This is a genomic window from Streptomyces sp. NPDC025638, assembly GCF_055558775.1.
Genome location: NZ_JBVHLX010000012.1, coordinates 231,006 through 253,158, shown reverse-complemented (window position 1 = coordinate 253,158; position 22,153 = coordinate 231,006). Strand labels below are relative to the sequence as shown.

At 71.4% G+C, this 22,153-nt stretch carries 21 protein-coding genes; 15 read left to right on the top strand and 6 right to left on the bottom strand.

Features of this window, described 5'->3' with window-relative positions:
- The first annotated feature begins 2 nt into the window (after nt 1–2).
- From ACZ4EG_RS29565 to ACZ4EG_RS29545, 5 genes are all read left to right on the top strand, one after another.
- Nucleotides 3–917, top strand: coding sequence for a L,D-transpeptidase family protein (locus ACZ4EG_RS29565; RefSeq protein ID WP_453551349.1), 915 nt, complete (start codon nt 3–5; stop codon nt 915–917).
- 48 nt (nt 918–965) lie between these two features.
- Nucleotides 966–2,153, top strand: coding sequence for an alanine racemase (gene alr, locus ACZ4EG_RS29560; RefSeq protein WP_453551346.1), 1,188 nt, complete (start codon nt 966–968; stop codon nt 2,151–2,153).
- 165 nt (nt 2,154–2,318) lie between these two features.
- Entirely contained in the window at nt 2,319–3,572 is a 1,254-nt protein-coding gene (locus ACZ4EG_RS29555; protein ID WP_453551343.1) for an alpha/beta fold hydrolase, read from the top strand.
- Entirely contained in the window at nt 3,535–4,050 is a 516-nt protein-coding gene (tsaE, locus tag ACZ4EG_RS29550) for a tRNA (adenosine(37)-N6)-threonylcarbamoyltransferase complex ATPase subunit type 1 TsaE (RefSeq protein WP_363293675.1), read from the top strand. Before ACZ4EG_RS29555 ends, tsaE begins: the two co-directional genes overlap by 38 nt.
- Nucleotides 4,051–4,217: 167 nt before the next feature.
- Nucleotides 4,218–4,385, top strand: coding sequence for a hypothetical protein (locus tag ACZ4EG_RS29545; protein WP_467792744.1), 168 nt, complete (start codon nt 4,218–4,220; stop codon nt 4,383–4,385).
- Nucleotides 4,386–4,412: 27 nt separating this feature from the next.
- Here the strand turns inward: ACZ4EG_RS29545 and ACZ4EG_RS29540 are convergent, their stop codons facing one another.
- On the bottom strand, nt 4,413–4,970 hold the full coding sequence (locus ACZ4EG_RS29540) for a hypothetical protein (RefSeq protein ID WP_467792743.1): 558 nt from the start codon (nt 4,968–4,970) through the stop codon (nt 4,413–4,415).
- A 113-nt stretch (nt 4,971–5,083) separates the two neighbouring features.
- Between ACZ4EG_RS29540 and tsaB the strand changes: the two genes are divergently transcribed.
- Genes tsaB through ACZ4EG_RS29520 form a run of 4 tightly spaced genes read left to right on the top strand, consistent with a single transcriptional unit; the run spans nt 5,084 to nt 7,617 of the window.
- Nucleotides 5,084–5,740 (top strand): tRNA (adenosine(37)-N6)-threonylcarbamoyltransferase complex dimerization subunit type 1 TsaB, encoded by a 657-nt coding sequence (gene tsaB, locus ACZ4EG_RS29535; protein ID WP_453551336.1) that lies wholly within the window; start codon nt 5,084–5,086, stop codon nt 5,738–5,740.
- The gene (gene rimI, locus ACZ4EG_RS29530; RefSeq protein WP_453551334.1) at nt 5,737–6,267 is read left to right on the top strand and encodes a ribosomal protein S18-alanine N-acetyltransferase; all 531 of its coding nucleotides are present in this window, start codon (nt 5,737–5,739) and stop codon (nt 6,265–6,267) included. Before tsaB ends, rimI begins: the two co-directional genes overlap by 4 nt.
- Complete coding sequence (gene tsaD, locus ACZ4EG_RS29525) at nt 6,260–7,363, top strand: tRNA (adenosine(37)-N6)-threonylcarbamoyltransferase complex transferase subunit TsaD (RefSeq protein WP_467792742.1); 1,104 nt, start codon at nt 6,260–6,262, stop codon at nt 7,361–7,363. Before rimI ends, tsaD begins: the two co-directional genes overlap by 8 nt.
- Nucleotides 7,360–7,617, top strand: a complete 258-nt coding sequence (locus tag ACZ4EG_RS29520; RefSeq protein WP_453551328.1) for a hypothetical protein — start codon at nt 7,360–7,362, stop codon at nt 7,615–7,617. The genes tsaD and ACZ4EG_RS29520 overlap by 4 nt, the downstream gene beginning before the upstream one ends.
- A 65-nt stretch (nt 7,618–7,682) precedes the next feature.
- On the opposite strand, the gene ACZ4EG_RS29515 is transcribed toward ACZ4EG_RS29520, so the two are convergent.
- Genes ACZ4EG_RS29515 through ACZ4EG_RS29500 form a run of 4 tightly spaced genes read right to left on the bottom strand, consistent with a single transcriptional unit; the run spans nt 7,683 to nt 13,107 of the window.
- Nucleotides 7,683–9,989: a beta-xylosidase/alpha-l-arabinosidase gene (locus tag ACZ4EG_RS29515; RefSeq protein WP_467792741.1), complete on the bottom strand. Its 2,307-nt coding sequence runs from the start codon at nt 9,987–9,989 to the stop codon at nt 7,683–7,685.
- A gap of 25 nt (nt 9,990–10,014) precedes the next feature.
- Complete coding sequence (locus ACZ4EG_RS29510) at nt 10,015–10,914, bottom strand: carbohydrate ABC transporter permease (RefSeq protein ID WP_467792740.1); 900 nt, start codon at nt 10,912–10,914, stop codon at nt 10,015–10,017.
- Between the two features lie 4 nt (nt 10,915–10,918).
- Nucleotides 10,919–11,785, bottom strand: coding sequence for a carbohydrate ABC transporter permease (locus tag ACZ4EG_RS29505; protein WP_453551321.1), 867 nt, complete (start codon nt 11,783–11,785; stop codon nt 10,919–10,921).
- Nucleotides 11,782–13,107: an ABC transporter substrate-binding protein gene (locus ACZ4EG_RS29500; RefSeq protein WP_467792739.1), complete on the bottom strand. Its 1,326-nt coding sequence runs from the start codon at nt 13,105–13,107 to the stop codon at nt 11,782–11,784. The genes ACZ4EG_RS29505 and ACZ4EG_RS29500 overlap by 4 nt, the downstream gene beginning before the upstream one ends.
- 107 nt (nt 13,108–13,214) lie before the next feature.
- Here ACZ4EG_RS29500 and ACZ4EG_RS29495 point away from each other — a divergent pair, with 107 nt between their 5' ends.
- The 6 genes from ACZ4EG_RS29495 to ACZ4EG_RS29470 all read left to right on the top strand — a co-directional run bounded on the left by ACZ4EG_RS29495 (nt 13,215) and on the right by ACZ4EG_RS29470 (nt 20,937).
- Nucleotides 13,215–14,243 carry a LacI family DNA-binding transcriptional regulator gene (locus ACZ4EG_RS29495; protein ID WP_390710193.1) on the top strand — a complete coding sequence of 343 codons (1,029 nt, stop codon included), beginning with the start codon at nt 13,215–13,217 and terminating at the stop codon, nt 14,241–14,243.
- A gap of 112 nt (nt 14,244–14,355) precedes the next feature.
- Nucleotides 14,356–15,723 carry a glycoside hydrolase family 10 protein gene (locus tag ACZ4EG_RS29490; protein ID WP_467792738.1) on the top strand — a complete coding sequence of 456 codons (1,368 nt, stop codon included), beginning with the start codon at nt 14,356–14,358 and terminating at the stop codon, nt 15,721–15,723.
- Between the two features lie 115 nt (nt 15,724–15,838).
- Complete coding sequence (locus ACZ4EG_RS29485) at nt 15,839–16,894, top strand: LCP family protein (RefSeq protein ID WP_467792737.1); 1,056 nt, start codon at nt 15,839–15,841, stop codon at nt 16,892–16,894.
- 153 nt (nt 16,895–17,047) lie between these two features.
- On the top strand, nt 17,048–17,404 hold the full coding sequence (locus ACZ4EG_RS29480) for a YciI family protein (RefSeq protein WP_453551311.1): 357 nt from the start codon (nt 17,048–17,050) through the stop codon (nt 17,402–17,404).
- Between the two features lie 43 nt (nt 17,405–17,447).
- The gene (locus tag ACZ4EG_RS29475; RefSeq protein WP_467792736.1) at nt 17,448–18,749 is read left to right on the top strand and encodes an RNA polymerase sigma factor; all 1,302 of its coding nucleotides are present in this window, start codon (nt 17,448–17,450) and stop codon (nt 18,747–18,749) included.
- Between the two features lie 148 nt (nt 18,750–18,897).
- Nucleotides 18,898–20,937, top strand: a complete 2,040-nt coding sequence (locus tag ACZ4EG_RS29470; RefSeq protein WP_467792735.1) for a cell wall-binding repeat-containing protein — start codon at nt 18,898–18,900, stop codon at nt 20,935–20,937.
- A 4-nt stretch (nt 20,938–20,941) separates the two neighbouring features.
- On the opposite strand, the gene ACZ4EG_RS29465 is transcribed toward ACZ4EG_RS29470, so the two are convergent.
- Nucleotides 20,942–22,123, bottom strand: a complete 1,182-nt coding sequence (locus ACZ4EG_RS29465; protein ID WP_467792734.1) for a class I SAM-dependent methyltransferase — start codon at nt 22,121–22,123, stop codon at nt 20,942–20,944.
- Nucleotides 22,124–22,153 lie beyond the last annotated feature (30 nt).

Below are 22,153 nucleotides of genomic sequence, written 5' to 3'. Positions count from 1 at the left end.
GCATGATCTGCAGACGAACCGAGCTCGGCAGGCGAATCAAACACCGGGGCATCGCCGTGCTGCTCGCGGCGGCGACCGCTCTCCCCGTCGCCGGCACCGCCGCGGCCGTCCCCACCGGGGCCCCGGCGCCGGGCGGCCCGGAGACCGAGTTGGTGCCCGGTGTCGCGCCGGGGCCGTCGCAGCCCTGGCAGATCGACACGCCCGACCAGATGCTGCCGCCGAAGGTGTACCGGCCCACCAAGAGGGAGGACTCGGTCGAGCCGGGGGACGCGGTGAAGGGGACGTACGACCTCATCGAGTACGTCCCGCTGGGCGATGCCGTCGCCAGGGTGAGCTGCAGCAAGCAGGCCGGGCCCTACCAGCGCCAGGTCGAGCGGTGGCTGAAGCGCAAGGTGGACGGCAAGCAGTCCGCGGCGGACTGCAAGGCCATCCGGGCCTTTCAGAAGAAGTACAAGATCAAGCCCGCGATCGGCTTCGCGGGACCCGTCACCTGGTCCCGGATGATGCTCATTTCGGCACGGAAGAAACCAAATTCGGCCAAGAAATGCCCTGTACGGACGTACCGTGTCGCCTGCGTCGACCTCAGCCGGCAGCTGACCTGGGTGCAGAAGGGCAGCAAGGTCGTCTTCGGACCGGTGCCCATGCGCAGCGGGCGGGCCGGGGCCCGGACCAGGAGCGGCTGGCACACGGTCTACTGGAAGCACAAGAACCACTGGTCGACGCTCTACAACCAGCCCATGCCCTATGCCCAGTTCTTCGACGGAGGACAGGCCTTCCACGCCGTCTACGGCAGCATCTACACCACCGTCGGCTCCTGGGGCTGTGTCAATCTCACACTCCCCGACGCCCGCAAGCTGTGGGACGTGCTGAAGAAGGGCGACCGGGTGTACGTGTGGGGCCGTCGACCGGGCACATAGGGCCTGCGAGCCGGGGCCGTCACAGGCCTCTGAGACACTGGGGGCGCGATGAGTAAGACAGCACCTGCGCCGACCGCGCCCCTGCGCGCCCGCGCCGAGATCGACCTGGCCGCCCTGCGGGCCAACGTGCGGACCCTGCGCGCCCTCGCGCCGGGCGCGGCCCTGATGGCCGTCGTGAAGTCCGACGCGTACGGCCACGGGGCGGTGCGCTGTGCCCGCGCGGCCGTCGAGGCGGGCGCCACCTGGGTCGGCACGGCCACGCCCGAGGAGGCGCTCGCGCTGCGCGCCGAGGCCGGGCTGCCGCCGCACGTGCGCGTCATGTGCTGGCTGTGGACCCCGGGCGGGCCCTGGCGCGAGGCCATCGAGGCGGACGTGGACGTGTCCCTCAGCGGGATGTGGGCCCTGAGGGAGGTCACCGAGGCGGCCCGCGCCGCCGGTGCGCCCGCGCGCGTGCAGCTCAAGGCCGACACCGGCCTCGGGCGCAACGGCTGCCGGCCCGGCGCGGACTGGACCGAACTGGTCGGCGCGGCCCTGAGCGCCGAGCGCGAGGGGCTCGTCCGCATCACCGGGCTGTGGTCCCACTTCGCCTGCGCGGACGAGCCGGGCCATCCCTCCATCGACGCCCAGCTCACCCTGTTCCGGGAGATGGTGGCGTACGCCGAGGAGCAGGGCGTCCGCCCCGAGGTGCGGCACATCGCCAACTCCCCGGCCACGCTCACCCTTCCCGAGACCCACTTCGACCTCGTGCGCACCGGGATCGCCCTGTACGGCGTCTCGCCCAGCCCCGAGATCGGCACCCCGGCCGACTTCGGCCTGCGCCCGGTGATGACGCTGTCGGCGTCGCTGGCGCTGGTGAAGCACGTTCCGGGGGGTCACGGCGTCAGTTACGGGCATCACTACATCACCCCGGGCGAGACCACCCTCGGTCTGGTGCCCGTCGGTTACGCGGACGGCATCCCACGGCACGCCTCCGGGACCGGCCCGGTCCTGGTCGGCGGGAAGTGGCGCACGGTCGCGGGCCGGGTCGCGATGGACCAGTTCGTGGTCGATCTGGGCGGGGACGAGCCCGAGGTCGGCTCCGAGGCGGTCCTCTTCGGGCCCGGCGACCGCGGCGAACCCACCGCCGAGGACTGGGCACAGGCCTCGGGCACGATCGCGTACGAAATCGTCACGCGGATCGGAACGCGCGTTCCTCGCGTCTATGTGAACGAGGAACCAGGCGGGCAGGACGGGTAACCCGCACGGGGGCCGGTACCGGTGCCGCACCGGATACAGCTGTAACAGCGGTGCGCACCCCCCAGCACCCGCGCAGCACCTGCAACACCCGCAACATCTGTACGGCAACTGCTACACCCGCATCACCCACCCAGCGAACTGCAGTACGGCGAAGAGGAGCGGTACGTGAGCGAGAGCAGTGCGGAGGCCGTCGCGGAAGCCGCTGCGGCGGCCGTCGCCTCCGCCACGGGGGCGGCCGGGAGCTGGCGCAGGGCGACCGGCATCGCCGGTACCGCGATAGGTGTGCTCGCCGCGGGCGCGGCCGCCGGTGTCGCGATCGAGCGGATGACCGTGGGCCGCGGGATGCGCAGGAGGGCCCGGCTGGCACTGGACTCGACGGGGCCGTACGGCGCGCTGCGCGGCACCCCGGGCAAGGCGATCGCGGACGACGGCACCGAGCTGTACTACGAGGTCGACGACGTCGAGCCGGAGGGCGGACCGGCACCCCGGCGGCGCCGGCTCTTCGGCCGCAAGGCGCCCGCCCCGGTCACCGTGGTCTTCAGCCACGGCTACTGCCTCAGCCAGGACTCCTGGCACTTCCAGCGGGCGGCGCTGCGCGGCGTCGTACGGACCGTGCACTGGGACCAGCGCAGCCACGGACGGTCCGGGCGGGGCGTGGCCCAGAGCCGGGACGAGGCGCCGGTCACCATCGACCAGCTCGGCCGCGACCTCAAGGCCGTCATCGACGCGGCCGTGCCCGACGGACCGATCGTGCTGGTCGGCCACTCCATGGGCGGCATGACGGTGATGGCGCTGGCCGCCCAGTACCCGGAGCTGATCCGCGACCGGGTCGTGGCCACCGCCCTGGTCGGCACGTCGTCCGGGCGGCTCGGCGAAGTCAACTTCGGGCTGCCGCTCGCCGGTGTGAACGCGGTGCGCCGGGTGCTGCCCGGAGTGCTGAAGGCGCTCGGCACGCAGGCCGCGCTGGTGGAGAAGGGGCGCCGGGCCACGGCCGATCTGTTCGCCGGGGTCATCAAGCGGTACTCGTTCGCGTCCCGGGACGTCGACCCGGCGATCGAGCGGTTCGCCGAGCGGATGATCGAGTCCACGCCGATCGACGTGGTCGCCGAGTTCTACCCGGCCTTCACCGACCACGACAAGACCGAGGCCCTGGCCCGGTTCGCGGACATGCCGGTCCTGGTGCTGGCCGGGGTCCAGGACCTCGTCACGCCCAGTGAGCACAGCGAGGTCATCGCCGATCTGCTGCCCGACGCGGAGCTGGTCCTCGTCCCGGACGCCGGGCATCTGGTCATGCTGGAGCACCCGGAAGTGGTCACCGACCGGCTCGCCGACCTGCTCACCCGCGCGGGTGCCGTGCCCGCAGGGGCTACCGTAAGTGGCTATGGAAGCAGCACCAGCAGCGCCGCACGACCCGGCTGAGACCGAGCTGATCATCAACGCTCCCGAGCAGATGCGGGAGTTGGGCCGTCGCCTGGCCAAGCTGCTGCGCTCGGGCGACCTCGTGATGCTCAGCGGTGAGCTCGGCGCGGGCAAGACGACGCTCACCCGCGGGCTCGGCGAGGGGCTCGGTGTGCGGGGCGCGGTCACCTCACCGACCTTCGTGATCGCCCGGGTGCACCCGTCCCTGGGTGACGGACCGCCGCTCGTCCACGTCGACGCGTACCGGCTGGCGGGCGGTCTGGACGAGATGGAGGACCTGGACCTCGATGTCTCGCTGCCCGAATCGGTGATCGTCGTGGAGTGGGGCGAGGGCAAGGTCGAGGAGCTGACCGACGACCGGCTGCAGGTGGTGATCCACCGGGCCGTCGGCGACACCACGGACGAGGTACGGCAGGTGACGCTCACCGGGCTCGGCGAGCGGTGGGCGGACGTGGACCTCTCGGTGCTGTCGGCCTGAGCGGCCCCGAGCGGCCTGAGCGGCCCGATCCGGCGGCGCCCTGCCCGGAGATTCCGACAAGCCGTCGGCAAGATATTGCGTCGGACGTCCCGGGCGTGTTCACATGGTATCCAGTCCGTGGTTAGGCGTACCTAACTACGCCCGCCCCCGCTCATCAGGAGGCGTCCATGTCCGCTGCTCAGCCCGGGGTGCAGCCCCCGCCTCATCCGGTCGCCGGGGTGTCCATGCGCGATCTGCTGGCCTCGTGCGTGGCTGCGGACGCGGTATCCAAGCCGCCGCGCGAGCCCGAGCCGCACGCGCCGAAGCCGGCGCGGGAAGAGCGCGCGGCCGCTTAGCGCCGTACGGCACCAGCAGAGCCTGGGCTAACGGATCACGACGACCTGTACGCCGATCGTCGCGAACTTCCACATCTCGTTCCCGTCCGCGCGCCGCTCCCGGATGCCGCCCGTCTTCACGGTCGTGTCGGGATCCGCGGCGGAGGGGTCCACGGCGGCGCTGAAGCCGATGACCACATCGTCCACGCTGGTGAAGCGCACGACGTGCTCGACGAGGATGCCGTCGGTGCCGGTGACCGCACGCGAGCGGGACGTGACCGCGTACGAGCCCGGGAGCGGGTCGACGCTGCCCGGGGTCACCTTGAAGGTGCGGCGCACCTTGCCGTTCTCGCCGACCAGCCACACCCGGTCGTCGTCCACCGAGTACACGACACGTTCACCCGTGCCCGAGCCGCCGGGCAGGGCGGTGGGGTGCTTGGTGTCCCGGGGTGCCTTCGTGGCGGCCGGTGCGGGCGAGGCGCTCGACGAGGGCCTGTCGCCGAGATCGGCCGGGACGGTCGCCGATGCCTGGTAGGCGAGGAATCCGACCGTCCCGACGGCCGCCGCGGTGAGCCCGGCCACGATTCCCGCGCTGGTCCCTGCCACGTGCGCCCACCTCTGCCTCGCGTCATATGTCGTACTTCGTCCAGACGGTAGCAGTCGGTGACCGCGTCACCGGGGCGGCCGTGCGAGCGGCGCGGGAGCCGTAGGCTGTTCGCGTGCTCTTGCTCGCTCTGGATACCGCCACCCCCGCCGTCACCGTCGCCCTGCACGACGGTGAGGCCGTCATCGCCTCGTCCAGTCAGGTGGACGCGCGCCGGCACGGCGAGCTGCTCCTGCCGGCCGTCGACCGTGTGCTCGCCGAGGCCGGGTTCAAGCTGGACGCCGTCACCGCGGTCGTCGTCGGCATCGGACCCGGCCCCTACACCGGACTGCGCGTCGGCCTGATGACCGCAGACACCTTCGGGCTCGCGCTCGGCGTTCCCGTGCACGGTGTGTGCACGCTCGACGGCCTCGCGTACGCCTCCGACATCGAGAAGGGCCCCTTCGTCGTGGCGACCGACGCCCGGCGCAAGGAGGTCTACTGGGCCGAGTACGCCGACTCGCGCACCCGGCTCACGAATCCGGCGGTCGACCGGCCCGCCGACATCGCCGACCGGGTGGCGGGGCTGCCCGCCGTCGGCGCGGGGGCGCTGCTCTACCCCGACACCTTCCCGAACGTCCACGAGCCCGAGCATGTCTCCGCCGCGGCTCTTGCCTCGCTGGCCGCCGAGAAGCTGGCCGCGGGCGAGGAGCTGCCGGAGCCCCGGCCGCTGTATCTGCGCCGCCCCGATGCCCAGGTCCCCAAGAACTACAAGGTGGTCACCCCCAAGTGACCGAGCCCGTACCCTCCCGACTGCGCGAGATGCGCTGGTGGGACATCGATTCCGTCCTCGAACTGGAGAAGGACCTCTTCCCCGAGGACGCGTGGTCGCGCGGCATGTTCTGGTCCGAGCTGGCGCACGCCCGGGGCGCGGAGGCCAGCCGGCGGTACGTCGTCGCCGTCGAGGGCGACCGGATCGTCGGCTACGCGGGCCTGGCCGCCCAGGGCGACCTCGGCGACATCCAGACCATTGCCGTGGCCCGTGACCACCAGGGCACCGGTCTCGGCGGACTGCTGCTGACCGAGCTGATGCGCGCGGCGACCGCCTTCGAGTGCACCGAGGTGATGCTCGAGTGCCGCGTCGACAACGTCCGGGCGCAGAAGCTCTACGAGCGCCATGGCTTCGAGCCCATCGGCTTCCGGCGCGGCTACTACCAGCCGGGGAACGTCGACGCCCTGGTCATGCGACTGACCACCCGATCCGACAGCGGCTCCGCCGACGGGTCGACCTCCGTACAAGGAACCGAGATCAATGACTGACGAACCGCTGGTCCTGGGGATCGAGACCTCCTGCGACGAGACCGGCGTCGGCATCGTCCGTGGCACCACCCTGCTGGCGGACGCCGTCGCCTCCAGCGTCGACGAGCACGCCCGCTTCGGCGGGGTGGTGCCGGAGGTGGCGTCCAGAGCGCACCTGGAGGCGATGGTCCCGACCATCGACCGGGCGCTGAAGGACGCGGGGATCAGCGCGAAGGACCTGGACGGCATCGCGGTGACCGCCGGTCCGGGGCTCGCGGGCGCGCTGCTGGTCGGTGTGTCGGCGGCCAAGGCCTATGCCTACGCCCTCGGCAAGCCCCTCTACGGCGTGAACCACCTCGCCTCCCACATCTGCGTGGACCAGTTGGAGCACGGCGCGCTGCCGGAGCCGACCATGGCGCTGCTGGTGAGCGGCGGCCACTCCTCGCTGCTGCTGTCCACGGACATCACCTCCGACGTCCGCCCGATGGGCGCCACCATCGACGACGCGGCCGGCGAGGCCTTCGACAAGATCGCCCGCGTGCTGAACCTGGGCTTCCCGGGCGGCCCGGTCATCGACCGCTACGCGCGCGAGGGCGACCCGGAGGCGATCGCGTTCCCGCGCGGTCTGACGGGCCCGCGCGACCCGGCGTACGACTTCTCCTTCTCGGGCCTGAAGACGGCCGTGGCCCGCTGGATCGAGGCCAGGCGCGCGGCGGGCGAGGAGGTGCCGGTGCGCGATGTGGCGGCCTCCTTCCAGGAGGCGGTCGTCGACGTCCTGACCCGCAAGGCGGTGCGCGCCTGCAAGGACGAGGGCGTGGACCACCTGATGATCGGCGGCGGGGTGGCCGCCAACTCCCGGCTGCGGGCCCTGGCCCAGGAGCGCTGCGAGGCGGCGGGCATCCGGCTGCGCGTGCCGCGCCCCAAGCTGTGCACGGACAACGGCGCGATGGTGGCCGCGCTGGGCGCGGAGATGGTGGCGCGCGGGCGCGCGGCATCCAGCTGGGACCTGTCCGCGGACTCCTCGCTGCCGGTGACGGACCCGCATGTGCCGGGCACCACCCACGACCACGCCCATGTGCACGAGGTCGGCGTCAGCAAGGGGAACCTCTACTCGTGAGCGTCGCACTGATGTGGGAAGCGAGGGCGAGGGAGGGCCGCGGCGAGGACCTCACCACCTGGGTCCGGTCCCAGGAGCTCCCCGCTTCCCCACTCCGCCGGGAGACCTTCCGCGCTCCCGAGGACCGGGTCCTGGTCATCACATGGTGGGAGGCCCCGCAGGACGCCGACCTCCCCGAACTCCCGGAGCCCCCGGCCGACTTGACCTCCCGGCCTGTGCACCGGTGGCGGTTCGAGTCGGTGGGGGAGGGGTAGCGCTCCACCTGCGTGGCGGGGAGCACTACGGCTTCCCTCCGGGCATGGTCCGAGGCGGCCGTCCGTCAGGCGTGTTCCCGGGTCTCGCAGCGCAGTCGGCGGTCGAGACCGAGTGGCCGCACCGGGCCCGTCAGTGTCAGGTGTGCCGTGTGCCGTACCTCCGCGCTGGACGACGCCAACCGCAGTTCCAGCGTGCCCGGTTCGACCACTCGTGAGCCCGAGCGGTCGGTGAAGGACGACAGGTCCGCGTGGAAGTGGAAGGTCACGCGGCGGGACTCGCCGGGGGACAGGTTCAGGCGGTGGTAGCCGATCAGGCGTACGTCGGGGCGGGTCACCGAGGCCACTGGGTCGTGCAGGTACAGCTGGACGACCTCCGCGCCCTCGCGGTCGCCGGTGTTGCGGACCGTGAGGGAGAGGGCGTACGAGCCGTCCGTGCCGATTTCCGGGGCCGTGCCCTCGAAGTCCTCCCAGGCGAACGTCGTGTACGAGCGGCCGTGGCCGAAGGGGTACAGCGGGGTCGGGTCCAGGTTGCTGACCTCGCCCGCCAGGCCCAGTGGGGGTTGGAGGTACGTCCACGGCTGGCCTCCGGGGGCGCGCGGCACGCTCACCGGCAGCCTTCCCGAGGGGTTCACCCGGCCGGACAGGACGCCCGCCACCGCGGGGCCGCCCTCCTCGCCCGGGAAGAACGCCTGGACCACCGCTGCCAGCCGGCCGTCCCAGCGGCCCAGCGCGTACGGGCGGCCGGTCAGCAGGACCAGGACGACGGGGACGCCCGTGCCCAGCAGCACGTCGAGGAAATCGCCCTGTGTGCCGGGGAGTTGGAGGTCCGTCACGTCGCAGCCCTCGCCCGACGTGCCCCGGCCGAACAGACCGGCCCGGTCGCCCAGTACCGCCACGCACACGTCCGCCTCCGACGCCCGTGCCACCGCCTCCTCGAAGCCGGACCGGTCCGGGTCGGACACCCCACAGCCCTCCGCGAACGTCACCTTGGCGTCCGGGAGTTCGGCGCGCAGGGAGTCGAGGAGCGTGGGGATGTCCACGCCCGTCGGGACGTCGGGGTGGTGGGTGAGGACATGGGAGGGGAAGGAGTAGCAGCCCAGCATGGCGAAGGCGTCCGCCGCCCGGGGGCCGACCACCGCGATCCGCGTGTCGGGGGCCAGCGGGAGCAGGCCGTCCGGGTTGTCCAGGAGGACCACGGACTCCTCCGCCAGGCGGCGGGCCAGGGTGCGGTTCGCCGTCGAGTCGAGGTCGATCGGGCCCGCCGGTTCCGGCTGCCAGTCCTCGTCCAGCAGGCCCAGTTCGCACTTCTGCAGCAGCACCCTGCGGGCCGCGCGGTCCACCAGCGACTCCGGGACCGTTCCGGCACGTACGGCCGCCACCAGCGGCTTTCCATAGCACTTCAGCGTCGGCAGCTCGATGTCGATGCCCGCCTCCAGCGCCCGGTGCGCCGCCTCGGCCGGGCTGCCGGCCACCTTGTGCAGCGTCTCCAGGAACCCGATGCCGAAGTAGTCGGCGACCACCGTGCCGGTGAACCCCCAGTCCTCCCGCAGGAGTTCGGTCAGCAGACGCGGGTCCGCGGAGGCCGGGACGCCGTCCGTCTCGTTGTACGCCGCCATCACCGAGCGGGCGCCGCCCTCGCGCAGTGCCATCTCGAACGGGGGGAGCGTGACGTCCGCGAACTCTCGTACGCCCGCCCGGACAGGGGCCAGATTGCGGGCGCCCGCCGAGGACGCGTACCCGGCGAAGTGCTTGAGCGTGGCGATGATTCCGGCCGACTCCAGGCCCCGGACGTAGGCCGTGCCGATCGTGCCGACCAGGTACGGGTCCTCGCCGATCGTCTCCTCCACCCGGCCCCAGCGGGGGTCGCGGACCACGTCCAGGACCGGGGCCAGGCCCTGGTGGACGCCGACCGAGCGCAGGTCGTGGCCGATCCGCCGGCCCAGCTCCTCGACCAGCGGCGGGTCGAAGGTGGCACCCCAGGCCAGCGGCACCGGGTAGGCCGTCGCGCCCCAGGCCGTGAAGCCCGCCAGGCACTCCTCGTGGGCGACCGCGGGGATGCCGAAGCGGCCCGCGGCGGCGATCCGCCGTTGCGCGCGGGCCAGGGCCTGGGCGCCGAGCGACGGGTCCACGGGGGCCGTGCCGAAGGAGCGGGTCAGCTGGCCGAGGCCGAGGGTGATCAGCAAGGCCCAGTCGTCGGCGGAGCCGGCGGTCATCTCGCGCTGCAGCGGGGCGACTCCCTCGCCGTCCGTGGCGGCGCCCACCCACACGCCGTACAGCTGGGCGGTCTTCTCCTCCAGGGTCATCCGGGAGAGCAGGTCGGCGACGCGGGCGGCGGCGGGCAGGGCGGGGTCGCGCCAAGGAGCGGTGGTCATGAAACTCCCGTCGGGATAGAGGTGATCACTTGCCGCCCACGCCCATCAGCCCGCCGACCAGCGCGCGGCGCGCGACCAGGTACACGGCGAAGATCGGGATACCGGAGAGGACGACCGAGGCGAGCAGGGCGGGGATGTTCACGCCGAACTGGCTCACGTAGTTGAACAGGCCGAGGGTCAGCACACGCGGACCGTCGGACTGGGTGAAGATCAGGGGGAAGAGGAAGCCGTTCCAGGCCTGGAGGGCGGAGTAGATGACGACCGTGCTGATTCCGCCCTTGGCCAGCGGGACGACCAGCTGGAACAGCATGCGGGTGGGCGAGGCGCCGTCCAGGGCCATCGCCTCGTACAGCTCCTCCGAGATGTCGCGGAGGGTGCCGGTGAGGATCAGCACCGACACCGGCATGGCGAAGGCGGCCGTCGGCAGGACGACCGCGAGGAGGCTGTCGTAGAGGTTCAGTTTCGCGATCATCAGGTAGAGGGGGACCACGACCGCTTGCGCGGGGATGGCCACGCCCAGCAGGAACAGCCGGAAGGCGGAGCCGGACCAGGCATTTCGGGTGCGTACGGCGACGTAGGCGAGCGGGACGCACAGGACCAGGACGATCGCCACGACCGCCGCCGCCACGATCGCCGTGTTCGCGAGGAAGTGGCCGAAGCCGTTGTGCAGGACGGTGTTGTAGTTGTCCAGGGTCGGGTCGGTCGGCGGCTTCAGGGCGTTGTTGCCGAGGGCCTGGTCCTGGCGGGTGAGCGAGGCCGAGATCATCGCGTAGATCGGGACGAGCACGACCGCCAGCCAGATGACCGCGCCCAGGCCGGCCAGGGGATTGGCGCGCCTGCTCCAGTGCCCGCGGCGGCGCCGGGCGGCCGGCTTCGCGGGCGGCTCGCCGGTCTTCACGGGGCGGGGCAGCGTATCGTGTGACACTCCGTCACATTCCTTCCCGTGTGCTGCGCATGGCGCCGAAGCCGGTCAGCCGCACCATGACGAGGGAGAGCGCCGTGGCCGCCACCACCAGGAAGGACGCGACGGCGCTCGCGTAGCCGAAGTCGTAGCTCTTGAAGCCCGCCTCGTACATCAGGTACGGCAGGATCGCCGTGTCGGTGCCGGGGCCGCCCTGGGTGAGGATCAGGACGGTCTCGAAGTAGGTCAGCGAGCCGACGATCATCAGCACGCTCGACGTCGTCGCCGTGTTGCGCAGCTGGGGGAGCGTGATCGAGAAGAACCGGCGGTAGCGGCCGGCGCCGTCGATCGCGGCCGCCTGGTACAGGACGTCGGGGATCTGCCGTGCCCCGCCCTGGTAGATCAGGGTGTGGAAGGGGATGAACTGCCAGCCGCCGACGAAGACGATCGCGAGGAAGGCACCGCTGGTCGAGCCCAGGGTGTCCTGCTGGATGATGCCGAAGTTCGGGTCGAGCAGGGCGTAGAAGAGCAGCGAGATCGCGGTCGAGGACAGCAGGAACGGGACGAAGAAGACCGCGGAGAGGATCGCGCGGTTGCGCTGCCGGCCCGCCGCCCAGACACCCAGCAGCAGGGAGACGACCGTCTGGAAGGCCCAGCTCGCCAGCGTCAGCAGGACGGTCACCGTCAGGGACTGGGTCAGGCGCGGGTCGTCGATCAGCTTCTGCCAGTTGGCGAGGCCCACCGGCTGCGGGTCGCCCAGGCCGTTCCACTTGGTGAAGGACAGATAGAAGGCCAGGGCCATCGGGGCGATGGCGAAGAAGGTGAAGAACAGGACGCCCGGGAGAGCCCATGCGGCATGCGGGCGTCCTGCCTTCGTGGTGGTACCGGCGCTCACTTCAGCCCCTGGAGCGCTGACACGAACTGGCTCGGCGAGGACTTCCCCACGAACAGCTTGTTGATCTCGGTGAGCATCGGCGTCGAGACGTCCGGGTCCACGGCCTGGTCCCAGCTCAGGGTGAAGGCCGGGGCCTGCTGCACCATCTGGTACTGGAACTTGGCGAACTCGGGGTTCGGCGAGGCGTCGAGCAGCTTCTCCGCGTTCGAGGTGGTCGGGATGTCGCCGTTGGCGACCAGGTCCTTGGCGTACGCCTCCGACGCGCAGTCGCGCAGGAAGGCGATCGCCGCGTCCTTGTTGGACGTACGGGCGTTCACGGACCAGTAGTTGGTGGGGTTGCCGACGACGTTGCGGATGTCGCCGGCGCCGCCCTCGACCTTCGGGAACGCGCACCAGCCCAGGTTCTGCTTGGCGAAGTCGGGGAACTTGCCGAGCTGCGTCGAGTACTCCCAGGAGCCCATCAGGTGCATGGCCGCCTTGCCCTTGGCGAAGACCGCGGGCGCGCCGCCGTTGACGTACGACACCGAGCTGAAGCCCTTCCCGAAGGCGCCGTCGTCGATGAGCTGCTTCACGGTCTCGGCGGCCTTCAGCACCGCCGGGTCGCCCCAGCCGGAGGAGTCGCCGTTCTTGATCTTGTCGAAGACCTCGGGCCCGCCGATGCGGTCGGTGAGGTACTCCAGCCACATCAGCTCGGGCCAGATGTCGGCGCCGCCGAGGGCGAAGGGGGTGATCCGGGCCTTCTTCAGCTTGCTGTTGATGTCCAGCAACTGGTCGAACGTGGTGGGCGGCTGGAGCTTGTGCTCGGCGAAGACGGACTTGTTGTAGAAGAGGATCACGGGCTGCATGCCGCGCATGGGGATGCCGTAGTTGCGGCCGCTCAGGCCGCCCGCCGCGAGGACGGAGGGCAGGAAGCCGTCCTTGAGGACCGGGTCGGACCCGATGGTGTCGGTGAGGTCGACCAGCTGGTTCGCGTCCTTGTACGCCTTGATCGAACCGCCGCCCCAGTTGAAGAACACGTCGGGCGCGTGGGGTGAGCCCATCGCCGTGCGCAGCTTGGCCGGGTAGTCGGAGCCGGGCACCTTCTCCAGCTTGATCCTGCCGTTCGCCTTCTTCGCGGCCGCCGAGGCATTGAACCGGCTGATCGCCTTGACCTGCACCTTCGCCGCGTCATCGCCGTACACGAAGGCGGTGAGCGTGCCGCCGCCGGATCCGCCGGAGGAGCCGCAGGCCGAGAGTCCGGCGGTGAGCAACGTGGTGGCGCCGGCGCCGAGCATCCAGCGCCTGCTGAAAGTACGCCCGCCGTTGGACGTCTGGGACTCCATGACAGCACCTCTCGTACGAATGTTTCGGTCGGAAGAGCGAATGTTCCGGGAAGGTATGGCCAGGCGGAGGCTTCGTCAAGGGGTCGCGCAGGGATACGATCGCGGGCATGAAGCCACCGAAGCCCGCAGAAACGCAGACCGCGACACTCGCCGAAATCGCCCGCGAGGCCGGCGTGTCCGCTCCGACTGTTTCGAAGGTCCTCAATGGCCGCGCCGATGTCGCCCCCGCCACCCGCACCCGGGTCGAGGAACTGCTGCGCGCCTACGGCTACCGGCGCCGCCGGGCCGAGGCTTCCCGCTCGCCCCTGATCGACCTGGTCTTCCACGAGCTGGAGAGCGCCTGGGCGATGGAGGTCATCCGGGGCGTGGAGAACGTGGCCCGGGACGCGGGCCTGAGCGTCGTGCTGTCGGAGTCCGCCGGGCGGCTCACCCCCGGCCGGACCTGGGCCGACCAGGTCGCCGCCCGCCGCCCGCACGGGGTGATCCTGGTCCTGTCCGGGCTCGACGAGTCCCAGCGCGCCCTGCTGACCAGCAGATCCATCCCGTTCGTGGTGATGGACCCGGCCGGCGACCCGGGCGCCGACGTGCCGTCCATCGGCGCCACCAACTGGCAGGGCGGCCTCGCCGCCACCCGGCACCTCGTCGACCTCGGCCACACCCGCATCGGTGCCATCAGCGGACCGTCCCGGATGATGTGCAGCCGCGCCCGGGTCGACGGCTACCGGGCGGCGCTGGAGACGGCCGGCCTTCCGGTCGACCAGGGCCTGATCAGGACCGGCGACTTCCACCACGAGGCGGGCTACCGGCTCGGCCTCGAACTGCTGCGCCGCCCGGACCGGCCCACCGCCGTCTTCGCGGGCAACGACCTGCAGGCGCTGGGGCTGTACGAGGCCGCCCGCGAGCTGGGGCTGCGCATCCCGGAGGACCTGAGCGTGGTCGGCTTCGACGATCTGCCGGTGGCCCGCTGGGTGGGGCCGCCGCTGACGACCGTACGGCAGCCGCTCATGGAGATGGCCGAGGCGGCGGCCAAGCTGGTGCTCGACCTGGGGCGCGAGGCGGAGTCCTCGACGGCGACCCGGGTGGAGCTGGCGACGAGCCTGGTGGTCCGCAGCAGCACGGCGGCGCCCGCGGAGTGAAGCGCAGTGAAGTGGGTGGCCGGAAGTTGACATATTGACGAGTGGTGCGCGTGCCCCGACACTCCTCGGCAGTCAATCGGTTGCACGGCCGAAACTTTCGGAGGCACCCGCAATGAGAAGAACGCTCGCAATCGGAAGAACTCTGCGGACCGGCTTATCCCTGGCGTCACTGGTGACCGGGCTCGCACTGCTGCTCACGGCGCCCGCGGCGCACGCCGCCGACACCCCGCTGCGCGATCTCGCCGCCGCCAAGGGCAAGGTCATCGGCACGGCGGTCACCGGCTCCAAGCTCACCGGGACCTATGGCGACCTCGCCGGGGCGCAGTTCGGCTCGCTCACTCCCGGCAACGCCATGAAGTGGGGCACGGTCGAGCCTACCCAGGGCTCCTTCAACTGGACCGAGGCCGACCAGATCGTCGCCTTCGCGCAGGCGCACAACCAGCAGGTGCGCGGCCACACCCTGGTCTGGCACAGCCAGAACCCGAGCTGGCTGACCAACGGCGGCTGGACGTCCGCCCAGCTGAGCGGCCTGCTGCAGAACCACATCAGCACGGAGGTGACCCGCTACAAGGGCAAGGTCGCCGCCTGGGACGTGGTCAACGAGCCCTTCAACGAGGACGGCACCTACCGCTCGACGCTCTGGTACAACGGCCTCGGCTCCGGCTATATCGCCAGCGCCCTGAACTGGGCGCACGCCGCCGATCCGAACGCCAAGCTGTACATCAACGACTACAACGTCGAGGGTGTCGACGCGAAGAGCACCGCCCTGTACAACCTGGTCAAGTCCCTGAAGGAACAAGGGGTTCCGATCGACGGCGTGGGCCTGCAGGCGCACCTGATCCTCGGCCAGGTCCCGGCCACGCTCCAGCAGAACATCCAGCGCTTCGCCGACCTGGGCGTGGACGTGGCGATCACCGAGCTGGACGTACGGATGGCGCTGCCCTCGGACGCCACCAAGCTGGCCCAGCAGGCCGCCGACTACAAGTCGGTCGTCGCCGCCTGCGTGGCCGTGACCCGCTGCGTCAATGTCACCGTGTGGGGCTTCACCGACTCCGACTCCTGGGTGCCGAGCACCTTCCCGGGGTACGGGGCGGCGACGCCGTACGACGAGAACTACGCGCCGAAACCGGCGTACTACGCGATCGCGGAGGCCCTCGGCGGCGGCACGACCACACCGCCTCCGACCGGCGCCTGCACGGCGACGTACAGCGTGACCAGCCAGTGGAACACCGGGTTCACCGGGCAGGTGCGGATCTCCTGCTCCGGTGCCTCGCCGGCGTCCTGGAAGGCGAGCTGGACGTACGGTGCGGGCCAGCGGATCACCCAGGCCTGGAACGCCACCTGCACCCAGTCCGGCGCGGCGGTCTCGTGCGTGAACGCCTCGTACAACGGGTCGGTCCCGGACGGTGGTTCGGTGACGTTCGGGTTCAACGCGTCGTGGAGCGGCAGCAATCCGGTGCCCACGGTGACGCTGGGCTGAGCCTCGGCCGAGCCCGGGCTGAGGGGGCGCTGAGAAGCGTGAGATTTTCCGAAGAAAACGGCTTCTCGCCCCGGAACCTAACAGTCCCCTAATAATTCGGACTTACGTTCTTGCCGTGACCGTACACGACGAGAACGGCGACGAGCGCAGACGGTTGGGCCGGCGGTCGAGGGTGCTGAAGGCCGCCGGTCTCACCCTGGCGGGTGTACTGGTGCTCGGCATCGCCGCCGGGGGCTGGGCCTACTGGCACCTCAACAACAACATCAAGAGCGTCGACATCAACAGCGCGCTCGGTGACGACCGCCCGGCGCGAGCGGTCGTCACCCCGTCCGCCTCCGCCTCGGCCTCCCCTCTGCCCACCGGGGCCGTGAACATCCTGGTCCTGGGCTCCGACTCGCGCAGCGGCAAGGCGAACAAGGAGCTGGGCGGCGGCAGCAGTTCGGGCGCCCGCTCCGACACGGCGATGGTCGTGCACATCGACGCGGGCCGCACCGAGGCCACCGTCGTCAGCATCCCGCGCGACACGCTGGTCACGCGCCCGTCCTGCCCGCTGTCCTCCGGGGGCTCCACGGCGCAGGCCTACAACGCCATGTTCAACAGCGCCTATTCGGTGGGCGGCCCGGTGTGCGCGGTCAAGACGGTCGAGTCGATCACGGACGTCCGCATGGACCACTACATCGAGATCGACTTCTCGGGCTTCGCGAAACTGGTGAACGCCCTGGGCGGAGTCACGGTCACCACCGACGAGGACATCGACGACGACAAGAGCCATCTGCACCTCACGGCGGGCACCCACCATCTGAACGGCAAGCAGGCACTGGCCCTGGCCCGTACCCGGCACGGCATAGGCGACGGCAGCGACCTCGGCCGGATAGGTCTCCAGCAGAAGCTGGTGAAGGCCCTGCTGGAGCAGATGGCGGCCACCGACCTGCTCACCGACCCGGCCAAGCTGTACCGGGTCGCCGACGCGGTGACCTCCAGCCTGACCACGGACACCGGCCTCGACTCCCTGAAGGAACTGACGCGCCTCGGCCAGAGCCTGAAGGGTCTGTCCTCCGATCACGTGAGAACGCTGACGATGCCGGTGGTCACGGCCCCGTCCGACCCCAACCGCGTGGTGGCGAAGGAACCGGCGGCGAGCAAACTGTGGGACTCCTTGCGGGCGGACTGAATCGCCGTACGACCTGCGGAAACTCCCGAGGAAGCCGGGACGTGGAAAAAATCTTCGGAGAATTTCGGGGTGCGTGTCGATTCGGGTGTCTCCCGTTCGACGCATGGGTGAGAGGCGGGGAGAGGCCCCGCCGATCGGACCGAAGGAGCCACCATGCCCCGCTATCTGTCGCTCGTGCGGATCGACGAGTCCACCGCCCCCGCCGACGGCCCCAGCCCCGAGCTGATGCAGCGGATGGGCGAGCTGATCGAGGAGATCACCAAGGCCGGCGTCATGCTCGACACCGCCGGGCTGACCCCCTCCGCCCAGGGCACCCGTGTGCGCTGGGAGGGCGGCGAGCTCTCCGTCACCGACGGACCGTTCACCGAGTCCAAGGAAGTCATCGGCGGCTACGCACTCATGCAGTGCAAGGACAAGGCCGAGGCCCTGGAGTGGACCAAGCGGTTCCTGAAGGTGCACGAGGCACACTGGACGGTGACCTGCGAGGTCCGCGAGATCGCCGAGGGCTGACATTTCTTGGCGTACGGCCGCCGGAGGTGTTGCATGGTGGGCTGTGCAACAGCAGCCCACCGAGCAGCCTCCCGAGCAGCCCCCCGCCTCCCGGGCGATCGAGACCGTCTTCCGGCTGGAGTTCCCACGCGTCATCGCCGGCGTCACCCGCATCGTCCGGGACGTCGGCATCGCGGAGGAGCTCGCGCAGGACGCCCTGGTCGCCGCCCTGGAGCAGTGGCCCGGGGACGGCGTGCCCGACAACCCCGGCGCCTGGCTCATGGCCACCGCCCGGCATCGCGCCGTGGACCTGGTCCGCCGCCGGGAGCGCTACGCCCGCAAGCTGGCCGAGATCGGCCGCGACCTGGAGACCACCGCCCCGCCGCACGAGCCCGCCGACCCGGAGGACATCGACGACGACCTGCTCCGGCTGGTCTTCACCACCTGCCACCCGGTGCTGTCCGCCGAGGCCCGTATCGCCCTCACCCTGCGTCTGCTGGGCGGTCTGACGACACCCGAGATCGCCCGAGCCTTCCTCGTGCCCGAGCCGACCGTCGCGCAGCGGATCGTCCGTGCCAAGCGCACGCTGGCGACGAAGAACGTCGCCTTCGAGGTGCCGTACGGGCCCGACCGCGAGGCCCGTCTCGGCTCCGTGCTCGACGTCATCTATCTGATCTTCAACGAGGGGTACGCGGCCACCGCCGGAGACGACTGGCTGCGCCCGGCCCTGTGCGAGGACGCCCTGCGTCTGGCCCGCGTCCTGTCCTCCCTCATGCCGAAGGAACCGGAGGTCCACGCCCTGACCTCCCTCCTGGAGTTCCAGGCGTCCCGCGCCGCCGCCCGCACCGGCCCCGACGGCGCACCGGTCCTCCTCAAGGACCAGAACCGCCGCCGCTGGAACCGCATGCTCATCGCCCGCGGCATCAAGGCCCTCGGCCGCGCGGACGCCGCCGCTGTCGGCGCCCCCGGCCCGTACGCCCTCCAAGCCGCGATCGCCGCCTGTCACACGCACGCGTACTCCTACGAGGAGACCGACTGGACGGCCATCGCGACCCTCTACGGCCTGCTCGCCGTCCGCGCCCCGTCCCCGGTCGTCGAACTCAACCGCGCGGTCGCCGTCTCCATGACCGAAGGCCCGGGCCCGGCCCTCGCGATCCTCGACACCCTCGCCGCCGAACCCGCTCTGCGGGACTACCACCTGCTGCCCAGCGTCCGCGGCGATCTGCTGGCCCGCCTCGGGCGTACGGCGGAGGCGCGCGCCGAGCTCGCGCGGGCCGCCGACCTCACCCGCAACGCGCGGGAGCGGGAGCTGCTGGCCGCGCGGGTACGGGAGCTCGACCGGCGGCCAGGACCGCCACACAAGTAACTGCTGACCCGCCATTCCCTTCCTGATCAGCAAGGGCTTACAGTTGCGCCGCTGCCGTACATGGGTGTGACACCCATCCTTCACCCCGGCGACCCCTGATGTTCGCGTGGTCCGGCAGCGACACTGATCACCCGTGGGGGGTATTTCCTTGCCATCCGACAGATCTTCCACGCGCCGCAGACTCGTGGCGCTCGCCGCCGTCACCGCCCTCGCCGCGGGCACGGCGGCGGTGCTGGCCCCGGCCGCGACGGCCGACGTCAGCGGCTGGCCGGCGACCGACGGCGGTATCGCCGTCATCAACGACGGCATCACCCTGGTCGACTCCACCGGAGCCGGCGGCAAGTACGTCTACGGCGGCTCCGACGCGGAGACTCCCGCGTGGTCGCCCGACGGCAGCCGCGTGGCCTTCGAGGAGGCCGGATTCCTGCGCACCGTGAGCGTCACGGGCGGTACGCCGACCACGGTGTACGACGGTGTCGAGAACGGCCGCTCGCCGTCGCACCCGACGTACTGGAACGCCGGCTCCGGGATCGTCTTCTCCGCGACCAAGAAGCTCTACTCCGTCCCCTCCGACGGCGGTACGGCCGGCGCCCTGTTCGCCACCGGGGGCGGCTGCGACACCCTGCCGAGCGCCGCCGCGGTCGGCCGGCTCGTGGCCTTCCAGCGCGGCGGCACGTCGTGCGGCGGCACGACCCCGTCGGTCGTCCTCTACGACGCGGCCAAGGGCACGCAGAAGACGCTGACCACCAACGGCGGTGCCCCCGCGCTCTCGCCGGACGGCGCCAAGGTCGCCTTCGTCCGCACCGTCGACGGCCACGCCCAGCTGTTCTCCGTCAACGCCGACGGCACCGGCGAGCGCCGCCTCAGCAACGACATCGGCGACTACGCGTCCCCCTCCTGGGCGCCCGCGAGCGACCGACTGGTCGTCCACTACACCGGGCACTACACCGAGTCCGGTGTCGACCACTGCTGCCTGGACGCGCTCGAGGTCCTCACGGTCACCGCGGACTCCGTGAGCGCGGGCAGCCCGTTCCCGTACGGCGGCCGTTCGCCCGCCTGGCAGCCGCTGCGCAAGAACTCCGTCGCCCGGGTCTGGGGCGCCGACGTCTACGGCAGCAACATCGCCGCGTCCCGCTGGACCTGGAACACCGTCGGGCACAGCGAGCCCGGTCTGATGAACGCCTCGTCCGCGGTGCTGATCTCCAAGGACAGCCCGTCGTACGCGCTCACGGCCCCCGCGCTCGCGGGCAAGAAGCACGGTCCGGTCCTGATGACCTCGGGCACCTCCCTGTCTGCGTCCGTCCAGAGCGAGCTCAAGCGGACCCTCAAGCCGGGCGCGACCGTCTACCTCGTCGGCGGCACGTCCATCCTGAGCAGCTCCGTCGCCTCGAAGGTCTCCTCGCTCGGCTTCACCCCGAAGCGCCTGGCGGGCACCTCCCGCTACTCGACCTCGGTGGCCGTCGCCAAGTCGATCACCAGCGCGCCGGACTACGTCTTCATCGCCACCGGCAACGACTACCACTCGGCGCTCGCCGCCGCGTCGGCCGCCGGTGCGGACGGGACGAGCGGCAAGGCGGTCGTCGTGCTGAACGACGGCAACTCGCTGACCTCGTCCGTGAAGTCGTACCTCAACGGCCTCGACCCGCGCACCACCTACATGATCCCGGTCGGTACCTCGGCGAAGTACGCGCTGACCCACACGTCCTTCTCCCACTGGCCGTCGACGTACACGTACTACCCGGTCACGGCGAGCAGCAACGCGGGCACCGCGACCGCCCTCGCGCGCTTCTGGTGGGGCGGCGCGAGCAGCGCGGCCCTGGCCTCCACCGACAGCTGGCGCGGCGGCACCTCGGCGGCAGCGGCGATGAACGTCTTCGGCCCGCTGCTGTGGACCGATGTCGCCACCCTCTCCTCCGAGACCAAGTCGTACCTGGTCAAGGGCGCCGCGGGCATCAACACCGTGGCCGCCTTCGGCGGTACCGGTTCGGTGTCGGCCACGGCGCTGAACTCGGCGGGCACGGCGATCAGCGCGAGCAGCAGTCAGTGGACGTATCTGCCGTACTACAACGGCGTGGCGCCGACGGCGAGTTCGTTCGCCCAGACCGCCCCGTCCGGAGTCACGGCCCCCAAGGGCACGGCGGCCACCGGGCCGAACCTGTCCCCGCTGCGGACCAAGGCCACGCAGTAGGCGCTCAGCCGTTCGCGGGCGCCCCGAGCAGCATCGTCGGGGCACCCGCGACGCGTGTGAGGAACACCGTCGCCGAGTTGGGCCCCTGGGGCTTCACCTTCCGCCGCAACTCCTCGGGTTCCACGGCCGACCCGCGCTTCTTCACGGTCAGCGTGCCGACCTCGCGCTCCCGCAGCAGTGCCTTCAACTTCTTCACGTTGAAGTGGAGTTGATCGGTGATCTCGTAGGCGGACGCGTACGGCGTCGGCCGCAGCTCGTCCGCCGTGACGTACGCGATGGTCTCGTCGACGAGCCCGCCGCCGACCGACTCGGCCACCTCGGCGACCAGATGCGCCCGGATGACGGCCCCGTCGGGCTCGTACAAGTACCGCCCCACGGGCCGCACTCGGGGATCCGGCAGCCCCCGCCCGAGCAGTGACCGCGGCCCCGGCAGCAGCGTGGCCCGCACGGCGCCCGGCCGGATCCCGGCGCCGAACCACAGCACCGCCTCCTTCACGTCCCCGCCGTCGGAGATCCACTCGGCCTCGGCGCCGGCCGGGACCGTCTCGTGGGGGATGCCGGGGGCGATCTTCAGCGCGGCGACCCGGGCCGCCGAGGCCGCGCCCACCGCCCACGAGAGCGGCGGGGAGTATGCCTCGGGATCGAAGATCCGGCCCCGTCCGCCCCGCCGTGCCGGGTCGACGAAGACGGCATCGTAGGAGGATGTGTCCACCTCCGTCACGTCCGCCTCGCGCACCTCGATCAGCTCGCCCAGCCCCAGCGCCTCGGCGTTCGCCCGCGCGACCTCCGCTGTCAGCGGATCCCGGTCCACGGCGAGCACCCGGATCCCGGCGCGCGCGAGGGCGATGGCGTCGCCGCCGATGCCGCAGCACAGGTCGGCGACGGAGGTCACCCCCAGCTCGCGGAGGCGTCCCGCCCGGTACGCCGCCACGCTCGTCCGTGTGGACTGCTCGACCCCGTTGGGTGTGAAGAACATCCGCTCGGCGTCCTCGGCCCCGAACTTCGCCGCCGCCCGCTGCCGCAGCCGGGCCTGGCCGAGGGCCGCCGACACCAGGTCCGCCGGGTGTTCGCGGCGCAGCCGGGTGGCGACGGCGAGTTCGTCGGCGGGGGCCGTGCCGCGGACCTCGTCGAGGAGGGCGCGGCCCTCGGGGGTGAGCAGGGAGCGGAAGGGGAGGAGGTCGTTCACCGGGTCATTGTGGGCCAGTCGGTGGATGGT